The organism is Arcicella sp. GW822-FHT02H01 (assembly GCF_058802005.1).
This window is the reverse complement of the sequence record NZ_JBXANT010000001.1, coordinates 4,541,006-4,559,688: the sequence shown is the minus strand read 5'-3', so window position 1 is coordinate 4,559,688 and position 18,683 is coordinate 4,541,006. Positions and strand designations below refer to the sequence as shown.

Sequence of the window (18,683 nt, the reverse complement as noted above, 5' to 3'; positions counted from 1 at the left end):
ATAACCTTTAACTTGGTCAAGGTTTTTAGCTAGTTACAGCTATTAAAAAACTACAATATTGACCTTGTGCATCTTCCGAATAATCAACGATTGAGTTCAATAAATACAATCCGTTATTCACTAAAGTCAGTAGGTCTTCAATAGGTGGATTCGCAAACCCTGTATTATTACGCACCGCCTCATCGATGGCAAAATACCAGAAGAATTCAATTTGTCCCTCCTGATTGGTTTCAAAATACAACCTAACGGAACGGGATAGTACTCGTATTTTGGCATAATTATAAGGAATCCCTTGTGTATCCACTATATTCTGAATACTACTCTCAAAATCCCATCCTAACACATACAGGTCTTTAGCCATAACTTGCACCGAATAATTTGCTTTTACAGCTTGTGGATTGACTACGATTACGTTTTCCATTTTTTTGGCTTTAAAGTTTAAAAAAGATTTGCAAAAGACATCAGTAAACATCTGATATTACTTGTATTCTGCCAGCTTGGAACGCCATTTCTAATCTGTGCTAATCTTAAATCACTAGTTGAGTACACCAAAGGAACTAAATCACCAAAAATCGTTGAACCAAACGTATGTGCTCCATTGCTATTTGCCACACCCAGAACTCTAGTGAGTGTTGAAAAGTCTGCATTGCAGAGATAAATACCGTGAAGCGTTCGTACTGTATAGTTGGGTCCTTGGTATCGGTCATCTTCACGAAGTATCAAATAATATTTGTTGTTTGCCTTGAACATATGCATCTTTTCATTATTCAAGTCAGAAATTTTGGTAGGCAAACTAGTCGTGAATAAATCATTTTTCGGAATGACACACCTCCAAGTACCTGCCGCTGGGTTGGCGGGTGTTGTCTGTGGAGAACCTCTATGTAATACTACATAATCGGTTGGTGTTTCATTAATTGTCCCTTCCCAAAGACTTTTCTTATCAACACCATTTGTACCGGGCAAGAGCATTGGATTAAAGCAACAAAATAATTGCCAATTCGCTCCATTGTCCACAGTTTTCATGAAAATTGAACCAATGTTTTTATCAATTCCAGAACCCACTGTCATTATACAAAATATGGCATTATTGAATGCTCTAAAAAAGTCTCCTATGTATATATCCTGTACCGTATAGTTAATGGGGTTACTAGGGTAGCTAACATCAGCAGCAGGTCTTCCTGCCAGCACCCAAGCGAAATGGTCATAAATTAATGGCAGGTCAGCGTATTGCCATACATTACTGCCTTTAAAAAACATTCTGCACCTATTGGCATTACCAAACGTGGCTGTGCTTACATTAAAATCTATGTAGCATAAAGTGCTAAAACCAAAATTTGTCAGTGCAATAAAGAAGACACGTATCGTATTAGCATCAATGACTAAAATATTTTGACTTTGTGGTCTAAACTTAAGCGTTAAATTATTATCTGGCCAACTAGATGTTTCTGTCGCAACAGTGAAGAAAGTAATATCACGGTTATCAATTAGATGCGTTTTTGACATTCTGATGATTTGGTATTTTTCACCCTCTGCTGTACCTACAAAATTACCATTAGCATCATAACCTCCTTCATTGCACATATATACCGTGTAGAGATATTGTCCTACCGTTACACAATAAGCCTGATGTGCATATATTTCTTTACGGAAATCTGAAACACAAAAACTTTTATCGAAAAAATGCTTATCGATTACATTTGAAGCATTGAAGCTAGAAAGAAGTGTCTTTTCTGTATTGGTATAATCATTACTTGTTAGTCTTTTTCCTTCGCTCCATGTTGTTAAGTCTATTGAAAGCTCGTAGATAAGATTCGTTGCTTGTACATAAACTTGCATACAGGGTTTCCTTTTGCTTTGTAAAATATTATTCCTGTCAGCAATGGTAGCAACTATCTGGAAGCCTCCAAGCTGGTCGGTATCTTCTATGTAGGGAAACTCGTCATCCGAAGCTAATCGGGCTGGAATTTTTGTTCCTTTTGTGTTTATAGCCATTTTTATGAAATTTCTATCGTAATTGTTCCTGATTGATTTTGTGTAAAGACATCAACAAAATACGATTCTGTGAAACCACTAGCATTGGTCACATTCATCGTAAATCTGTTAAAGGCATTGTAAGCAAACCCTCCAACCTTATAGTTTGCAACTCCTAGACTTGAAGGATAACAGTAAGCAGGATACTTACTTTGTCCAGCAAGTGTAAAATTTCTTACTCTGCTGCCACTCAACACGCTATTGGGTAGTGAAATAACCTTTTCATTAGTGGGTTGAGTACTCGCATCAAGAACTCCCCAGAAAATTCTATTGATTAAGTTGATTGCTGTAGTAGCTTTTACGGTGGTCTTGCCATCCGTGGCTGTTAACTCAAAGATGGTGTTATTGGAAATATTAACAGCTTTAGTAACTGTTGTTCCATTTACAGTACCAATTCCAGTGTTGATACTTAAATTGGTAGGAACTTTATTGGTGGTATAATTAAACGTGATACTAGTAATGGTACTTCCTTTTTCAATAGTATTCACATCGTTAGTAAACGCAGTAATAGCCATTGGAACATATTCTAAATCATCTAGTCTCTCTTCTATGGCATCCAAAGTGGCATCTAACTGCTGCACTTTTTCTCCTAACACTTCATCCGAAAGACCTTCTAAACCCTCTATCCTATCTTCAATTGAATTTAGTTCAGAGTCCAATGATTGTACTTTTTCAGATAATCCACTATCTGAAACTTGAGCGATATTCCCTGTTTGCGGTGAATTAGTGTTGATGTTTTTCTTCAGGTATTGATAAAAAAACCAGAAAAAACCTCCTAGTACTGTCACAATACCGATGATAAAAATGATGATATTTCTCTTATTCATTGTTTTATACTGATTTTTTAAACCATCCAAAAGCCATTTTAAAGGCTAAAAAAAGCACGAGCATTGCCAGCAAAAACACCAACCATAGTGTATATACGATACTGGCATTTTGCTTGATGGCTTGCTTGGTTAATAAGTTTGTTTGCTCTTGTTGCTTCTTGGCTTTTTGAGTGTATAATTGGTATAATATGGCATCCTCCTTACTCTCTTCAGCTTGCTGAGCATACATTTCAGCTTTCTTCTTACTTTCTTCTAGTTGATTTTTGGTATGATCATCAATGAAAAAAATAGCGAGCTGTGAAATACCTTCTACGACTAACGATATAGGGTCAAAAGATACCATTACATTGGTTGGTTAGAAGCATTTGGATTTCCTTGCTTGCTTGTACTCCTAGTCCATCCAAAAACTGCTTTAAATACTAAATACAATATGCCAAATGCTAACAGCAATACTGAACCGACAATCAGCCAATTGGTTATATTCTCAGATTTTACACGGTTGGCTAACTGCGTTGCCTCATTGGTTTTAGTGTCAGCTTTTGCCTTGAGTGCTGCATATAATGCTTGGTCTGCTTTACTGGCTTCTGCTTCAGCGGTCAACTTATTGGCTTCGATTTGAAGCTTTGCGACTTCTTTTTTCGCATCTCCATTTATCCAAGCTGAAGCTACATTCGAAATACTGGATACAATACTCGTCACAGGGTCACCTGAACCAGTATTCGCTCGACTAGACCCAGAACTCGTACTTCCTCCAAATATTCCTGTTATGACATCTAAAAAACTACCAGTAGATTGACTTTCTGTCGAATCTGCCGTTTCAGGGGTTTTAGTAGCAGTAGTAGGAGTTGTAGTGCCAGTTGTTTCAGTGTTTGCTGAAGTTGTACTATTACTTGATTTATTAAATAGACCCATTGCTAGTATTGTTTAAGGGTGTATTGGTGTTCTGAATACTTTGTGCCTTCTTATTTTGTTTACCCTTCCACCAAAGAACGCCTCCAATAATCAACCCTAGGAAGGAAAACACTATTACAATGATTGAAGTAATATTTAAGCCTGTTCCTGTTCCAGCTTGATTGCCTGTTTGAGGAGAAGAATTATTGTTAGATAATGAATCTATTAAATCTTGTTTCTTCTTAACTTCTAACTCCTTTGCAATTTTATCTTTGTTTTCTCGCTGATATTTTTGTTCTCCTGCAAGTTGCTTATCAATTGAAATATCTGAAGACTTTACATATAAAGGTCTTTTTTCAGTGCGATAGGTACCAGCACCCCTAAACATAAAAATTGGTGAACCAACGTCTCTAACCGTAACATCTCCACTGATTAATTGATATTCCTCTCCATGATCGACGACAACTTCTCCCATAGCAGTACCAAATAAATCACCTATATGATAAATCATATCAGTTCTTGGTGTTGCAGCCCCATCATCATCCCCATAAAATGATTGTACAAAATGTTTGGTTTGTGGAAAATCGGTTGTTTCATAAATTCTGGTTTCACCAGGTAATTTAGCATAACATTCGGTGTCTTTGGTAATTGCTGCCATTATCTTTTATTTTTTTGAAAGAAGTTTTTAAAGAGTACTATCAGGATGATTATTGCATACAAAATGCCAATCACCCAGTAAATAAGTGGATTGTCCTGATTGGCTGTTTCAGGCAAAGCATCTCCCTGTTTTACAAAATATAACTTGCCTTTTATCTTCAGGGCATTATACCACTGCTGGGCCCGTTGAAAGATTTGATAACCTCCATCTTCAATGCTATAGGGTCTAGTGATTAAACCCAAATGGTCATATTTAGTCCCTTCGACGTGGATGGCATTAAAATATGATGGATAAATAAAGTTAGGTACAAACACATCATTGATGTAATACCCTATGTCTAGTCGGTTCGTGGGGTCGCCCAGTTCCACTAAAAAAGTAACTGTCTTATCGGCATACTGTGGATCCTGTCCTTGAATACGATTTTCTAAAAATGGATTATTACCCATCTCAATCGTCTCTTCAAGCATTACCTTGGTAAATCTACTTTCGGTAAAATCGAAGTTCGTCCAGTTTTGATAAATTACTTTCCCATAAGGTTTTCTAGTATCTCCAGTACCCGTAAAAGAGTGTGTTCCATTAATGCCTGTTCTTTCAGGAATAGCATTCACAATGGAGACTGGCCAGAAGTCGCTTGGAATATCTTCTACATACCTGTAAGCATTGACAGTAGCTTCATATCCCCAATGCGGAGCCACATCACGGTTAATTTGCGTTTGTGCTGCTGCGGCAATTTCTTTTAGTCGCTCATAGCTTACATTGCCTGTCGTATCAATGTAGGCTATTTTCCGTTTAATCATTTCAGCCATTACATCGGGTTATTTAAAGTGGTTATCTTTGGTTTACTTAACTTTTTGATGGCTAGGTAAATCAGAAAAGGTATCAAAATAATACTGGGTAAAAACCAAAACCAATTTTTCTTCAAAAAATCAAGCACTGGATTGGTTGATTGTTCGGGGTCTGGTGTACTGCCTTCATCTGATGTACCTGATGAATTTTTCTCAACATTCGTGGATGTAGTTGTACCTACTCCCGATGTTTTTGCTTTACCTAAAAAGCCAAACAATGATTTAGATAAATCTAAGGCTTTGTCTAAAAAACTTTTCTTGGTGGTAGTATTCGTTGTTGTAGTACCTGTTGAGGTGTTAGTAACTGCTGTATCCGAAAGATAAAAGTCTTTGGTATTAAAGATAACATAGAACTTATCTCCGTCTTTCTCCACTTCCATAAAGGTATTATTATCCGAAACGCCTGCTACTTTCTCTTTGGTTACTTCTCCTAAATAAGCACCATAACCCGCCCAATAACTCCTTGAGCTAATGCTTGGAGCATCATAATATTCCACTGAATCTACATCCTGATTCACATATAGTTTTTGTCCTACTGTTGCCATATTGGTTATTTATTGAGTACAGTTGATGATACTGGTTTTAGACCTGCATTGATTAGGTATCTTCTTAACATCATGGGGCTTACGGATGAGGGTCTGACGATAGGTAGTTGTAAGGTATTACTTAGCTGAAGGGCTTCGTAGCATATCTCAGAACAAAACTTGCCTTCTTTGTATTGAAATGCTAGTCCATACACCATGCCCAATACGCCAATTTTATCATAAGGACTACCTCGGTAAGATTGCATAAAATCATACACCTGTTTCCAGTTTTGAGAGGGCAATGGATACAATTCAAAGTACTGTGGCTTTTTAATGTTTTCCCATGGTTCAAAGTCCATTCCCATACTTCCCCAAGAAGAAGCCCTTACATTACTGACCTCATCAAACACTAATTCGCAATGTACCCAGTCACCTTTGCCCCCTAGTAACATCATCCTTTGTTTAAAGTAATTGTCAATGTTTTTGTAGTGTTCAAAGAGTATATACATCAGCCCTCTATTTTTAAATCGTTGAAAATGATGTCGACTGAACCATTTGGGCCAAGCACATTGGTGATGTAATTGGCTCCAACGGCATGAGCAGGTATTTTCCTGTAATATTTGACTAGCTCATCCATTTTTAAATCCTGTGTGCCATCGTTTAACATTCTTCCTTCTCCTCTGTTGTAGGCAAAAATCCAACGATAGGTATTAATAAAACCAAATTTGAAGGCTAAACCTGATAGGGTTGCCCCTACTGCATGGATGTTAACGTCTGGCTTTAGTAGGTCTTTTTTGGTTAAAATGATTTCGTTGTTCTTAATGAGTCCTTTGTCTAAGAAGGGCTTTAATTGTGATTTGGTTATCCAGCCAATTGTTGGATAGCGTAGAACACTGTCTTTGGCAGTTTTTAAGGCAATTTGACCCAACCCTAAATAAATACCTGAAGAACTAGCGGCTGCTTGTTTAACACTCACAGAATCATCATGCTCCACGGATAAAATGCCCAGAATAATATGAGAGGGTATTCTATGCACTTCAGATGCTTCTTGGATGATTGAACCATAGGTATCCCAAAGATTTTTAATCCGTTCTCTGTTTTTCTCTCGATTGGCTAATGTCCATTTACTCGTTGAGGACAAGGCTGTCATGGGATAAAATGATAGCTTGGTCGCATCGCTAGGTACTGAGCTTTCTGTGAAGGAGAATAGTATATCACCATTAGCGTTTTTATACCTGATGGCTTTGCTGGCAAAGTTTAAGTCTCTTTCCTCAAATTGTGCCTGATAACTAGCATTTGGCTCATAGCTTGCTAAATCCAATTTTGTCTTTACTTGCTGAGGATTATAATTTAGAAAATAATAACCTCCAAACAGCAGAAAAATGAATAAAACAAAGATTAAAATATACTTAGTTGCTTTCATGTGCGTAATAAAAATAGGAATAAATCCTTGGCAAAAGCAAAGGATTTATTAGCTGTAATGTATTTATTTTACGGATTTAAGGATAACCTTCTTTGACATGGTTTTCACCTTTTCAAAGGCCATCTTTTTGGCTTCTTTATGGGAAATATTGTAGTGCTTGACTGTTACTCTTTTCTTTACTCCACTATCATGCTGAATTTGTTTGGCGATTTCATCAACTTGTTGAATAGTATAGTTTTGTCCTTTGCCTAAGCCATCACCTAAACCTACAGTTTCTCCAAGTCCTTTTTTGGTATGTTTCTTCATGACTTTTTCAGTGAAAACATGAACTTTCCCGTCACTACCTTTTACATTGTAATGATTACCAATTGAAGCATCATAATCAGTTGACAACACTTTAAACACTTTGCCTTGGTACTTTTTAATGGCTCCTTGGTATTCAACCGAATCACCTTTTTTAAATTTATAAGTTCTTTTTTTGCCTAAACCGAAAATTTCCATCGTTTTACAATTGATTGTTGAAAGATTTTAAACATGATAAAAATGAATAGGACGGTGCTTGCAAAAGCAATGAGTATTTCACCTATTCTATAATTTTGATAGTAGTAATTACTAGCATCTTCTGCTTTTAAAAGGGTAGTTTTGTCGAAAAATAGCGGGCATTTAGCATCAATAAATTGCCTAATTTCTGCATTAATTACCTGTCCATCTTTATTATAATCTAAGCCTTTATTACCATTGTAAGCTGTTGAACCTTTTGAATACAATACATAACTCTCTGGCTTTTGATAAGATGCTGGATAATGAATTAAGGCATACAATTCGTAGGCATTTTGAGGGATTACACCTTTTTGCTCAGCGATACGGTTTTTAATATACGTACTGGCATAATCCATATAGCGCTGCCAACTTAATAACTTCAACTGTTCTATCGAAATACCTAAATCGTTCTTAGCTGTTCCAGGAGTAATCTGGATAAAACCATAGGCTCCAATTGAATTGGTTACTAGCTTTAAGTTGGACTCTGCATACATGATAATCATTAACCAATTTGGATTGATGATTTTTCTATCCTTACAGATTTGTCTAACCTTAGCTTCAAACTCAGTCCTATTGATGCCTATGGGCAATTTATCAAGATATACTAGCATATTATGAGAGCTTTATTTTGTGTCTTCTCTTGTACTCTTTCGTCGCATTATAGCCAATCCAGATGATGGTAATAATAGTGGCAATTAAGGAAAGCACCCAGCCCCAGTACTCCATTTTGGGTGTTACTTTGTTTTCCTCCATGGTCAGTCAGATTTTTTAGAAAAAGAATTGGAGGGAATTAGCTTATCTGTAATCTTATCAATTTTACCTTCAAGTCTATCAAATTTCTCATTAATAAGGAGTTCGTTCTTTTCCTGACCTTTCTCTAATTGTGATTGACCTTTTTCAAGGGAAATCAATTTTTGTTCAAAACCCTTGAGCGTAATTTTAATATTTGAAATCTCAAGTGAGTGTTCTTCACTTTCCTTTGACCTAGAATCGATACGCTTGGTAGTTGTGTTGGAATGAGAAGTAAAAACATATACTACGAGTCCTACAAAGCCACTACTGACAATTGCTATATATACCGAAAGAAAATCATTAATGCTATTTCCCATTGTTTATTAAACTTTTTAATGGTGTACATCGGTAGATTGAAGATTTAGGTCGCCATTTGATATAAACGCCATCCCCCTCTCTATCTATTCCTGTTACACCTTTGCTTGATGTATTTCCTTCTAATATTCGGCACATTAGCACTTTGGGGTCTGGATTCCACTCATAGACAAATCCGATGTGCCTAATCTCTGCGTTCTTGCCAAACTTATAACCTACTGGCCATCCATACGCAGGAGGTCGCTCTATCCTTACATTTGGATTATAACTGCCTAGCTTATCAGAAAAATATTCTCTTGCCCTCGGTGAGCGTATCGTTAATTTAGTATTAACTGAATAAAACAGAAAATAATAAAAGCAGGCACACCAAGCAGGCTTTGGCTTCATTTCGTTTAGCCACTTTGCCACTGAGGCACGATATAAGTCTATTTGATAGCCATCATTATGCCCTGTTTCCTCCCTAACGTTTAGCTGAGCTAGTATTACTTTTTTCTGGATAGCTCTGAAGTTCCTAGTTGAATCTAAATCAGATTGCCCGAAGCCAAGGTGATGGCACAAAAAAAGCGTAAGGCAAAGTATGCGAATCTTAACCATAGTCTTGTTTCTGGTTTAGCATTATAAAAATCTTGTATTTTATCAATCTGTAAAAACTGTTTGCTGTCTCCATACCTAGATAGATAATTATCCTTTAGCTTTTCGGTAATAGCTAGCCAAATTTCTATGAAAGACAGGAACAGTATCACCGCAAACACTTTGTGAATCGTTACCAAGGCATGAACCCCTGCATCAGGATACATGGCTAGAATAGCTTCGTTTAAATAGCAATAGATGCAAGTGATGCATAAGCCAATCAAAGCAAAAAAAGAAATCATTTTTGTTTTTGAGCCACTTCTAAAATCATCTAGTTTGACTTGGCTATCCTCATTGTCTGTACCTAAAGCGATAGCTAATTCCCTTTTGGCTAGTTCAAGGTTCTCTTGTGCGTTTTTAATCTTATCTTGATTTTTCATGTGTCCTAATAATTTTTATAACTAATTAATGCCCATTTAATGACCCAATACATTAAAAATGCTAATATCAGAAATGAACCTGAGAACGCTAAAAAGATGTATAATCCCATCGTTTTGATCGTTTCTGTTTCCATACTCACATTAGTATTTACATTGATTTCAGGCTTGGCTTTGCCTGAAATAAAGTTATTGAGTGTTTCGGAGTTAAGTGCTCCTAATATATTTTCTAGTACGTTTGCCATTTTTTATTGAACTCCAAAACCTTCTAAACGTTTTACAATACTATCTCTATAATTATCCGAGCTTGGTGGCCCTATCCATGATAAAAACTTGTCGTTTAAATCATTGCGTAATGACCGCTTTCTTTTCTTTTGATAGTAGTTATTAAGCGTGATGAGCTTTCTATCATCCAATGAATTTACTTCAAAGAGTAGCTCTGACATTGTCCAACTACCATTCAACCAACTATCTAAGCTCGTAAACAGGTCTAATTCAAGGTTGACAAGTCTTTCATTCACCCACCGTTGAAATTCAGCGTCTTGTAAGGGGGTAACTGGTGATGCAGGCGTGAATTTTACATCGTTGAGCTGTCTGGTTTCATTGTCTTTCTTGCCACGAGCATAAATCCACCAAATAAGTAAGCCTAAAGGAACTACGATAAATGAAATCGCTAACACTGGTTTGGTAAATAACAGTGATTTAAACCATGACTTTGTACCTTCAAACGTCAACCATTTTTTGTCTTTCTCTTCCATGGCTAACCTCCTTTCTGTTTTTTTGCTTATACCAACGGTATCCAAATACAATAAAGAATATGACTGCTACAAATCCCAAAAACCAGGACAAAATAGTCATAAAAGACAACCCCTCACTTGTATTACCTGACTGTGGGTCTTCTGCTTCAGTAATGCCTGTTGCATTGTCCTTTGGTAGTGCTTTTGATTGTGGCTTTACCTGTGATACATTGTTTTTACCTACCCAGCCCAGTGCTACACCTTTTGCATTATACACCTTAATAAAGGTAACTGTCAAATACTTTTGAGTTTGATTGTCTGTATAACCTACAATATCACCATAAGGAACTTCTCTGATAACATTCTTTAAATTAAGCGTACTGGCTGTACTTCTTAATCTTGTTCCTCCTACAGTGGTTGAATATAAAACAGTCAGCTCCTTATTATTGGCAACTGGCTTAACAACCGTGTTAGAAGATGCTACAAAGTCTAAATCTTCTATTTTAAACCACAGGTATGAAATAAGCTTTTCTTCATCGTCTAGGTAGGGTTCATCTAACAATACTTTAGCATAGCGAACCAGTACATTTGCACCATTTACCTTTTCAGTGATGGTAGAAATTTGGTCTAATACACCTACTTCAACATTAGCTCCTAAAGATAGCTTTTTGAGTGTATTAACTTTAAAAACGCCACCAACTAAACTCCCTGATTGTATGATGTAACTTTTGCCTACGGTTGCTTTATTCGTCCTTACTTTGCTGTTCTGACCACTTCGTGCTTCTGCACTCGTGAGAGAAGTAATAAAATCAAGTACATTCATTAGTTTACCTCCTTCTTTTTAGTGGATGGTATCCATTTGTTAAAAAGATTGATTGTCCCATTGGCAATCACGATAACAACGCCCAAAAAAAGCCCTAATAGCAAAGCACCAAAGAAATAATCGATGGCTGAATAAACCCTATTCTTTACTTGCTCGGTCTTTACTTCCTTGTCTGTGGTCGTAATGGTTACTGCTGTATTTTCCATCATTTCATGTTGTTAAAGAAAAAAAGGAGTCTTCGCCACGCTTACGTGGTTATACTCCTTCTCATTCAAATGATTACAGGTCTTACTTTGAGACTACTTTCTTTTTCTTCTTGGTAAGGGATTTGATAGCCAAATAACCAACATAGGCTACCGCAGGAACAATCAAAAACCATGACCAAGTTGGTAATGCAGATAAAGCAGCGTTGGCAGTTTTCGGAGTCGTTGTCGGGTCTTCAGCGGTTGTGCCTGTTTTCAATTTACCTGTTTTAAGGTCAATGTCTGTAGGCACGTCTGAAATGTCCTCTGCTTTAATAGCATCCCATTGGAATTGTCCTGTAGCAGCGTCATAAGCATAAGCCGTTGCTGTTAGCTTCTCAGCATTGTACACTGTATCCGTCAGCGATGCGGTGAAAGTTACCGAGCCATTGATGGTTTTCTTTGGAGTTAGGTTATAACTCGTTTTGTTAAAGATATGGAAGTTACCTTTGACATCTCCTTCCCAGCCATACAGGTAATTTTCTGTATCAGCTTCTTTGAAAGCATGAATCTTGGTAGCGGATGTTAATGTCTCGCCATTGATAGAAAGTAAATCTCCAATGCTGGCTTTGACGAATAGGAATTTTTTAACGGCCATTGTATTTTCTTTTTTAAGATTTGCAAATTCGTTTGTTCGTTTGAATGCCCAAATCTATTGCTTGAAATAAAGATGCTGTAAGGCCTTTGAACTCAGCTCGTTTACTTTTGTGCTGGATTAGACTAAATCAGTCTTCTGTTACTTCGAGTTGAACTTTACAACGTAGCAAAACCTTAGAAATCCATTCATGCCATTCATAGAATTCATCTAACTCTTTCATCGTGGTGAGTTCAAAATCAGTGGGATTCAGCCTTCTTAATAAATCTACCTGCCAAACCATCAATGGCTTACCTTTTAGCTTTTGGATGGTAATATTATAGGTTTCCATCAGAAATTTATCATATTGCTCCATGATGGATATATAAGTATCACTATGCAAATGATGCTCCCTCGCTAAGGTTTTAAGGTAAATCTTATTGGTATAATTCTCTGACTTTTTGGACACAGTATTGAAAGATTGAGATGGATAAAAATACTACTACACTAAATAGTAAGGCGATGGTAACAGTTTGCTCTGGAAACATTATGTAAGGGTATTTAAGGGGTTAAAGGTTCTATATCATCACCGACCGCCTTGTAATATACGTTACCTAGTTTTGTAACTAGCTCACCATTGGTTGGTGTAAAGATATATGCCTCGTTTATCCAGACAATTAATTCAGAAAGCCTTAACCGATTGGGGTGGTTCGCTACTTTATTCATAGCTCTTACCTGCATTTGTGTCTTTGTAAGTACCTCTTGACCTTTCTCAATCTTTTTGAAGCCTATGCCACCTTCTGCATCATCCGTTTCCTTTACAATCGCTTTTTGAAAATATGTCCAAAGAGCTGGTGGGACTTGATGAAAGGTGTGGTAAGTAAACATCACTTCATTAGATTTTATCCTATTTCCTGCCACGATTGAAAGAAGATCCTTAAACTTTTTTGATGCTAGGTTACCTCTTACTATATTATTCAAATCATCAAAAATGATAATGTAATCTAGTAAGTTATGAGCTTGCTTTGTAAAGTCTTCTAAATTGCCATCTACTACCACTGACCAATCAAATAGATTAGATTTTGCATGGGCTACAGGTAAGATTTGACTACAGGTAATTTTGTGAAATACACCGGGCATCTTCCAACCTGGTTGAATCAGAGACACTGCTTCTTGAATAGATGACTTTTTTTTAAAAGTAGGATTATATTCCAACGGATTGAAAATGATTACTCGTTTTGTTTTACCATTTTCAAACGCTATTCGTTGTAACATGGCTGCTAAAAATAGTGCGGAAACAGTCTTTCCCGTTCGCTGGCTACCTACTATCAACCAGTTGAACGATTGAATTTCTTTTGGCTTTGCCATAATTACTCCTGTTCTGAATCATGCTGATTTCCTTCTTCATCTTGCTGAAATTCACTTTTTTCTTCTTCAAATTTTTCAGCTTTTGTTTCTTCTAATTTTTGTTGCCTTTTTAGCTCCATTTCAGACCATTCGTCATTAATGTCCTTCTTCTCTGTTTGAACCTGTGGATTAAATTTATCCCAATGGTCATTAGCAGGGTCATTCCAATCATCTAGCAAAGGATTTGTGTAAGTACTTGTTTCTTCTGGCATTGCTTGTGTTGGGAGAACTTCAGTAGTATTGTTTGGCTCTGTTACTTTGTTGATAGGTTTATCTATATACTTACGCTTCATGGCTAATGCTCCTTTGACAATATTTGGTTTCATATCAAGGGCAATATCAACGGTATAATCAGCGATTAATTTTAAAAATGGCTCTTGCATTTTCATGGTCAATAGCTCAATAGGATTGATGCCTTTGAAGTCTGGTGTTAAACCATTTCGATAGTCTTCTTCAAACTCCATCATAAAGTATTCTATACATGAATCTTTGAAATAATCATCAATGCTGACGCTTTCAATTGCCTGAAGGTGCTTTTGATTTCGGATTATCTTTTGGACTTCTTTCGGTAATTCTGCTAGTTCGTCATCCTCTTTATCTTCGTGTGTTTTGGCAATGACATCATCCCCTTTGCTTTGAATGATAATTTTTGCCAGTACTTTTTGATATAGATAATTCTTTTGTAGCTTCAAAATTATCATGTCCGTTTTCATGGTAGCTCGCTTGCGGAATGAGTCCATGAGTGCTTCTGTAACTTCTCGTTCTACCTGAACAGGATGATACAATTCTTCTTCATCCTCTTCTTCTTGGCTTTGCTGATTTTGATAGTTTGATAAATATCCTTCAGCTCCACGGGAACTGGTTGGATTTCCCATCATGCTTTGGTAGGGATGCGGATTAGAATTGCCCCCAAAAGCCCCAAAGGCTTGGGATGCAGTTTTCAGTGCATCTGACGTGCTAGTTACGGCATTTGTAGCTTTTCTAATATTTGAGAATAATGACATCGTACTATTTGGTTAGTTGGTTGAGTGCCTTAATTAAGTTTTGTAGTCCTTTGGGAATAAGATTAAAGCAAAAAGTTTTAACCCACGATATAGCTTCATTGCTTAGTCTTGCGAAAACTGAACGTTTGTAAGTACCTGCCAATTTTTGATATTCAATCTCGTATTGCTTCATCAATCGCTTTCTGCGAGACAATCTCCAAGAGGTTTTAGCTACTTCTTTTTCTACCACTTGTCGTATAAGTGGGTCAAGTTTTACTTCTTGAGCTGATATTACTCCAGACTTAATACAATGCCTGAGCAATAGATTTATATGCAATGTATTAAACTCCTCAAGTTCTGTGATTGATGCTTGAAATTGAATGGCTGACTGAGCAATTTCAAATTGCTTTTGCCAAAACTCTTTATCACCTTCTCCAATGATAGCCTCTACCTTGTAGCTAGTATCGGGTAGGTGTTCCACGATGGCTAGGTATTTCATTGGTAAGAATTTAATATCACAAAAATAGATTCAGTTGCTTGAACTTCCTCAGCCTTAATCCCTTCATAAAGCATCAGATTTAGCTTTAATTTATTCAAAGCTGTCATGGCTAACCCGCCGTTTTGATAATAGTAGTTAATTACATTCTCAGCATTTTTGAGTGACTGTTTGAAGGTATTTAGATAATCTAAAGCCTCATCGTAGGACATTGCCGCGAGCTCTTCTATAAGCGTTGTAATGTAATTATAGGAAAATAGTTCTTCTCGTGGTTGCCTTGAAAATGCTTTGAATAATTCATCGATATGTGTGTTTACACAATCGGACGTTTTTGGGGCATTTTCTTGTTTACAGGCGTTTACAGGGTTGTTTACACCCTCGTTAATATTTGTAAACACATGTAAACCAGCTCGTTGAGTAGTGTTTACAGCATTTTCAAAAATAGAAGTATCTGTAAACGGATTTCCATGAGAATCATACTGGGAATTTCTTAAAACAAAAAGTATCCAATCATTCAATTCTAGTCTCTTCAATGCTGATAACGCTTCATACTTAACTTGCTCATGATGGGGTAAAAATACAATCACACCTTCAGATTCTTTTAAAAATTGAATTTCATGCCTAGCATCAATGATTTCCTTCAAATATGTCGATTCATCGGGATAACCTTTGGCTATCCATTCATTCCTGAATTTTTCTTTGTAGTCATCATCTACTCTAATAGCAAGAGAAGCCATAGTATTTTTAGTTTAGCAAGGTTGAAAATTGCGATATTATCATTGACTTTACTGGCTCTTTTACACCTTCTAAAAGATGATTAATAGCTGTTTCACGCTCTTCTACAATTTGTGCTTCAAGAAGCTCAAAGGATTCATTGATGGCAGCCATGAGCTCTCCAGGTGTTGGCTCTACTTTCCAATTAAGACTTACAATCCTTCTTGGTGAGACGATGATATGAACATCATCCACTGTGAAATCAAATGTACTCTCAGATAGTGTAGTATTTACTACATCAAGTTTTGCTTTGAAACTTTCTAAATCAAATCCAAACATTTTTTCTTGAGTTTTATAGTGAAAAAGCGTAGGAAATATGTAATTTTAAGCTATTGATTTTCCCCAAAAACAATACTTTAGATTGCATACCCCTACGTCCCTTTATTTTCTCAAAATTGTTTAAAATTTAATTAGCCTAAAATAGCCGAAACGCTTTGGTAACGATACTGAAACACTTTGGTAACGATAAATGCTGCTTTTAGTAAATGGGACGTATAATAAGTAAAAAACAGATCAGATTTTATCTTGGTTATTCAAGTAGAAAGACTTTTAATAGCCATCTTACTAACTCAGGTATAAAGGAAAAGTTACCCGATTTCTTTTTCTCAAAGAATAATTTCTTTGAAGGTGAAATTGAACAATTGGAGAAAATCTTTAACCTCAAGTTTGTTTAAGGATTTGGCACTTTAACTAAATCAACAAAGCCACTTATCGTAAAATAAGTGGCTTTGTTGAGATACTTTCACTCCTAAAATTCATATTTTCTAGTTCATCATTTCCATCTATCTTTTCGCCTGATTTTTACTGGATGCTCTTTAGGTCGGTCTACATTTTCAGATTCATCGAAGGAATGTAGATAAGTAGCATGAATCCCTTTAAGTCGGATAATATCATAATGTCACCCATTACTCAATCTTGGGCGTTTTTGGTTGTCTTTTCCATATCAATATGATTTTTAGTGCATTTTGATTGTATTGATAATACTACATTTAGAAACTAATCACAAGTTTCTAAATTGCGTTCATCAAATTCACCGTAACATTCTGTATTTGTTTTGGTATCAATCCAAACACATCTTACTTGACCTGATGATACTCCTGTGTCTATTTCACGTTTTTTAAATCCAAAAGCATCACTACGGTGATTCTTATGGGTTAAATTTTCAACAACACGCATTTTTTGTTGTCCTCCAGTGAGTATTACCCATTGATTCTCCTTAAATTTTGAATTCATAATTTTGCATAGTCTTTATTGTGACTATGGTGCAATTATATAAGCTAAAAAAATAAAAACAAAATATTAACTTATTTGTATTATTTTCATACAATTTGAAATAAAATATAACTTTTTTTGATTATAATTTATTTCATAAATTGCTGATTATAACTAATATAAGTTATAATTCTTTTTGTTTTTATGAAAATAACTATTGTGTATTATTTTAAACTTACAAGTTCATCATATAAAGTTATCCAATCGTTACCGAGAAACAAATGCCTTTTTGACTGTTTTTCAATCACTTTTTTGTAACAGCATTCCAAGCTTTTTTGTCAGATGGTTTACACACATCTGAAAACGTATCAATATCATCCAGAACACTCCATAGTTGTTCTGCAATTGTTCTGTATTGATGTTGAGTTACTGCTATATCCAATTCACCAGCTCACTCGATATGTTTGAAATCTTTTTTTTAGTATTTCTATATCGTCATCATTGGCTATAAAAGTACAATTAGTGACGTTGTTAAGTAAGATAGTTTTACCAGATATGACCTTTTTCATTGTAATAATAGCTTTTTAGTAGAAAGATTCAGCATAAGTTCGTCTTCACCTAAATTAATAAAGTCATAAAGTTTTTTGGTGAGGGTTTTAAAATTATCATGAGCCTTGTTTAAAAATAAAAAAGGTTGCTGATATTTGTTTTGCGAACCATACCAAAGCAACCTTTTTATGTATTACGTACTTAGCAAATTTATAATAGAATCGGATATAATTTGTCATTTAAATCTGAGAAAACAGGGCTTTAAGCCACAAGCTTCGACTTGTGAAATCATTAACTATATTCTTTACTAGCTCAAGCCTGAGATTCAATGGCATTTATTACCTGTCGATAGTTCATTTAGCACTCATGTTCTTAATTACAAAACTGTTTTCGGACATTATCGTCGTTGGTATAAGGAAGGTATTTGGAAGAAATGTTGGATAGAACTTTTGAAAAAGTATAATTCTTCTTTCGACCTTTCAATGGTAAATTTAGATGGAAGTCATTCTTCATGTATTCGAGGTGGCGAAGAAGTTGCTTATCAAGGCAGAAAGAAGCGAAAAACAACTAATGCTCTTTATTTAACTGATAGACAAGGACTTGTATTAGCTATACAAACGCCAGTTTCAGGTAATCACAATGATTTATTTAATATTGAGCAGACTTTTGAAGAACTCACTACGATGTTGGAGGATGCTACGATTTCACTTGATGGACTATTTATGAATGCTGACACAGGGCGGTTCGCCGATGCGATTTGAAGCGGAAAGTTTACATCAATTATGTCATCAAAAACAAATTATCGCCAATATTGCTCCTAACAAAAGGAACACTACTGATGATAATTGGTATCGAATCATTGACGAAGAACTTTATTCTATTGAAAGAACTAACGCATGAATAGATAGTTATAGGTCTTTGTTAAATCGATTTGATACAATGCTTTCAAGTTGGATGGGATTTAACTTTATCGCCTTTAGTAACATGGCAATTAAGAAGATTTAAAAGTCAAGATGACTTCAATAAAAGTATT

The 18,683-nt window shown here is 35.8% G+C and carries 28 protein-coding genes and 1 pseudogene; 1 reads left to right on the top strand and 28 read right to left on the bottom strand.

What is annotated here, in order from left to right; genetic code table 11:
- Positions 1-25: 25 nt before the first annotated feature.
- The 28 genes from AC1RNE_RS19045 to AC1RNE_RS18910 form a co-directional block, all read right to left on the bottom strand.
- Positions 26-421, bottom strand: coding sequence for a hypothetical protein (locus AC1RNE_RS19045; protein ID WP_492803137.1), 396 nt, complete (start codon positions 419-421; stop codon positions 26-28).
- A 17-nt stretch (positions 422-438) separates the two neighbouring features.
- The gene (locus tag AC1RNE_RS19040; protein ID WP_492803135.1) at positions 439-1,992 is read right to left on the bottom strand and encodes a hypothetical protein; all 1,554 of its coding nucleotides are present in this window, start codon (positions 1,990-1,992) and stop codon (positions 439-441) included.
- Between the two features lie 2 nt (positions 1,993-1,994).
- Positions 1,995-2,858, bottom strand: coding sequence for a hypothetical protein (locus AC1RNE_RS19035; RefSeq protein WP_492803133.1), 864 nt, complete (start codon positions 2,856-2,858; stop codon positions 1,995-1,997).
- 4 nt (positions 2,859-2,862) lie between these two features.
- Positions 2,863-3,201 (bottom strand): hypothetical protein, encoded by a 339-nt coding sequence (locus tag AC1RNE_RS19030; protein WP_492803131.1) that lies wholly within the window; start codon positions 3,199-3,201, stop codon positions 2,863-2,865.
- Complete coding sequence (locus AC1RNE_RS19025; RefSeq protein ID WP_492803129.1) at positions 3,201-3,770, bottom strand: hypothetical protein; 570 nt, start codon at positions 3,768-3,770, stop codon at positions 3,201-3,203. Before AC1RNE_RS19025 ends, AC1RNE_RS19030 begins: the two co-directional genes overlap by 1 nt.
- A complete protein-coding gene (locus tag AC1RNE_RS19020; RefSeq protein ID WP_492803127.1) occupies positions 3,757-4,407 on the bottom strand; it encodes a hypothetical protein in 651 nt (216 codons plus the stop codon). The genes AC1RNE_RS19025 and AC1RNE_RS19020 overlap by 14 nt, the downstream gene beginning before the upstream one ends.
- Positions 4,407-5,213, bottom strand: coding sequence for a hypothetical protein (locus tag AC1RNE_RS19015; RefSeq protein WP_492803126.1), 807 nt, complete (start codon positions 5,211-5,213; stop codon positions 4,407-4,409). Before AC1RNE_RS19015 ends, AC1RNE_RS19020 begins: the two co-directional genes overlap by 1 nt.
- Positions 5,213-5,797 (bottom strand): hypothetical protein, encoded by a 585-nt coding sequence (locus tag AC1RNE_RS19010; RefSeq protein WP_492803124.1) that lies wholly within the window; start codon positions 5,795-5,797, stop codon positions 5,213-5,215. Before AC1RNE_RS19010 ends, AC1RNE_RS19015 begins: the two co-directional genes overlap by 1 nt.
- Before the next feature lie 5 nt (positions 5,798-5,802).
- Positions 5,803-6,285, bottom strand: coding sequence for a hypothetical protein (locus AC1RNE_RS19005; protein ID WP_492803122.1), 483 nt, complete (start codon positions 6,283-6,285; stop codon positions 5,803-5,805).
- Positions 6,285-7,199: a hypothetical protein gene (locus AC1RNE_RS19000; RefSeq protein WP_492803120.1), complete on the bottom strand. Its 915-nt coding sequence runs from the start codon at positions 7,197-7,199 to the stop codon at positions 6,285-6,287. The genes AC1RNE_RS19005 and AC1RNE_RS19000 overlap by 1 nt, the downstream gene beginning before the upstream one ends.
- A 63-nt stretch (positions 7,200-7,262) precedes the next feature.
- Positions 7,263-7,700 (bottom strand): hypothetical protein, encoded by a 438-nt coding sequence (locus AC1RNE_RS18995; protein WP_492803118.1) that lies wholly within the window; start codon positions 7,698-7,700, stop codon positions 7,263-7,265.
- Positions 7,682-8,350 (bottom strand): transglycosylase SLT domain-containing protein, encoded by a 669-nt coding sequence (locus AC1RNE_RS18990; RefSeq protein ID WP_492803116.1) that lies wholly within the window; start codon positions 8,348-8,350, stop codon positions 7,682-7,684. The genes AC1RNE_RS18995 and AC1RNE_RS18990 overlap by 19 nt, the downstream gene beginning before the upstream one ends.
- Position 8,351: 1 nt before the next feature.
- On the bottom strand, positions 8,352-8,492 hold the full coding sequence (locus AC1RNE_RS18985; RefSeq protein WP_492803115.1) for a hypothetical protein: 141 nt from the start codon (positions 8,490-8,492) through the stop codon (positions 8,352-8,354).
- A 2-nt stretch (positions 8,493-8,494) separates the two neighbouring features.
- Positions 8,495-8,848, bottom strand: a complete 354-nt coding sequence (locus AC1RNE_RS18980; protein ID WP_492803113.1) for a hypothetical protein — start codon at positions 8,846-8,848, stop codon at positions 8,495-8,497.
- Entirely contained in the window at positions 8,838-9,440 is a 603-nt protein-coding gene (locus AC1RNE_RS18975; protein ID WP_492803111.1) for a hypothetical protein, read from the bottom strand. The genes AC1RNE_RS18980 and AC1RNE_RS18975 overlap by 11 nt, the downstream gene beginning before the upstream one ends.
- Entirely contained in the window at positions 9,368-9,856 is a 489-nt protein-coding gene (locus AC1RNE_RS18970; protein ID WP_492803109.1) for a hypothetical protein, read from the bottom strand. The genes AC1RNE_RS18975 and AC1RNE_RS18970 overlap by 73 nt, the downstream gene beginning before the upstream one ends.
- Positions 9,857-9,861: 5 nt before the next feature.
- Complete coding sequence (locus AC1RNE_RS18965; RefSeq protein WP_492803108.1) at positions 9,862-10,098, bottom strand: hypothetical protein; 237 nt, start codon at positions 10,096-10,098, stop codon at positions 9,862-9,864.
- A 3-nt stretch (positions 10,099-10,101) separates the two neighbouring features.
- Complete coding sequence (locus AC1RNE_RS18960) at positions 10,102-10,611, bottom strand: hypothetical protein (RefSeq protein WP_492803106.1); 510 nt, start codon at positions 10,609-10,611, stop codon at positions 10,102-10,104.
- Positions 10,577-11,413 (bottom strand): hypothetical protein, encoded by an 837-nt coding sequence (locus AC1RNE_RS18955; protein WP_492803104.1) that lies wholly within the window; start codon positions 11,411-11,413, stop codon positions 10,577-10,579. Before AC1RNE_RS18955 ends, AC1RNE_RS18960 begins: the two co-directional genes overlap by 35 nt.
- Positions 11,413-11,619 (bottom strand): hypothetical protein, encoded by a 207-nt coding sequence (locus AC1RNE_RS18950; RefSeq protein WP_492803102.1) that lies wholly within the window; start codon positions 11,617-11,619, stop codon positions 11,413-11,415. Before AC1RNE_RS18950 ends, AC1RNE_RS18955 begins: the two co-directional genes overlap by 1 nt.
- Before the next feature lie 82 nt (positions 11,620-11,701).
- A complete protein-coding gene (locus AC1RNE_RS18945; RefSeq protein ID WP_492803101.1) occupies positions 11,702-12,253 on the bottom strand; it encodes a hypothetical protein in 552 nt (183 codons plus the stop codon).
- A 127-nt stretch (positions 12,254-12,380) separates the two neighbouring features.
- Positions 12,381-12,698, bottom strand: coding sequence for a hypothetical protein (locus AC1RNE_RS18940; RefSeq protein WP_492803100.1), 318 nt, complete (start codon positions 12,696-12,698; stop codon positions 12,381-12,383).
- A 92-nt stretch (positions 12,699-12,790) separates the two neighbouring features.
- On the bottom strand, positions 12,791-13,597 hold the full coding sequence (locus AC1RNE_RS18935; protein WP_492803099.1) for a hypothetical protein: 807 nt from the start codon (positions 13,595-13,597) through the stop codon (positions 12,791-12,793).
- Between the two features lie 2 nt (positions 13,598-13,599).
- Positions 13,600-14,640, bottom strand: coding sequence for a hypothetical protein (locus AC1RNE_RS18930; protein WP_492803097.1), 1,041 nt, complete (start codon positions 14,638-14,640; stop codon positions 13,600-13,602).
- A 4-nt stretch (positions 14,641-14,644) separates the two neighbouring features.
- On the bottom strand, positions 14,645-15,118 hold the full coding sequence (locus AC1RNE_RS18925; RefSeq protein ID WP_492803095.1) for a hypothetical protein: 474 nt from the start codon (positions 15,116-15,118) through the stop codon (positions 14,645-14,647).
- Complete coding sequence (locus tag AC1RNE_RS18920) at positions 15,115-15,852, bottom strand: hypothetical protein (RefSeq protein WP_492803093.1); 738 nt, start codon at positions 15,850-15,852, stop codon at positions 15,115-15,117. Before AC1RNE_RS18920 ends, AC1RNE_RS18925 begins: the two co-directional genes overlap by 4 nt.
- A 7-nt stretch (positions 15,853-15,859) precedes the next feature.
- A complete protein-coding gene (locus tag AC1RNE_RS18915) occupies positions 15,860-16,168 on the bottom strand; it encodes a hypothetical protein (protein WP_492803092.1) in 309 nt (102 codons plus the stop codon).
- A gap of 717 nt (positions 16,169-16,885) precedes the next feature.
- Positions 16,886-17,122 carry a hypothetical protein gene (locus AC1RNE_RS18910; protein ID WP_492803091.1) on the bottom strand — a complete coding sequence of 79 codons (237 nt, stop codon included), beginning with the start codon at positions 17,120-17,122 and terminating at the stop codon, positions 16,886-16,888.
- Positions 17,123-17,838: 716 nt separating this feature from the next.
- On the opposite strand from AC1RNE_RS18910, the pseudogene AC1RNE_RS18905 reads away from it, so the two are divergent.
- Positions 17,839-18,655 (top strand): annotated as a pseudogene (locus tag AC1RNE_RS18905) (transposase family protein).
- Positions 18,656-18,683: the final 28 nt, after the last annotated feature.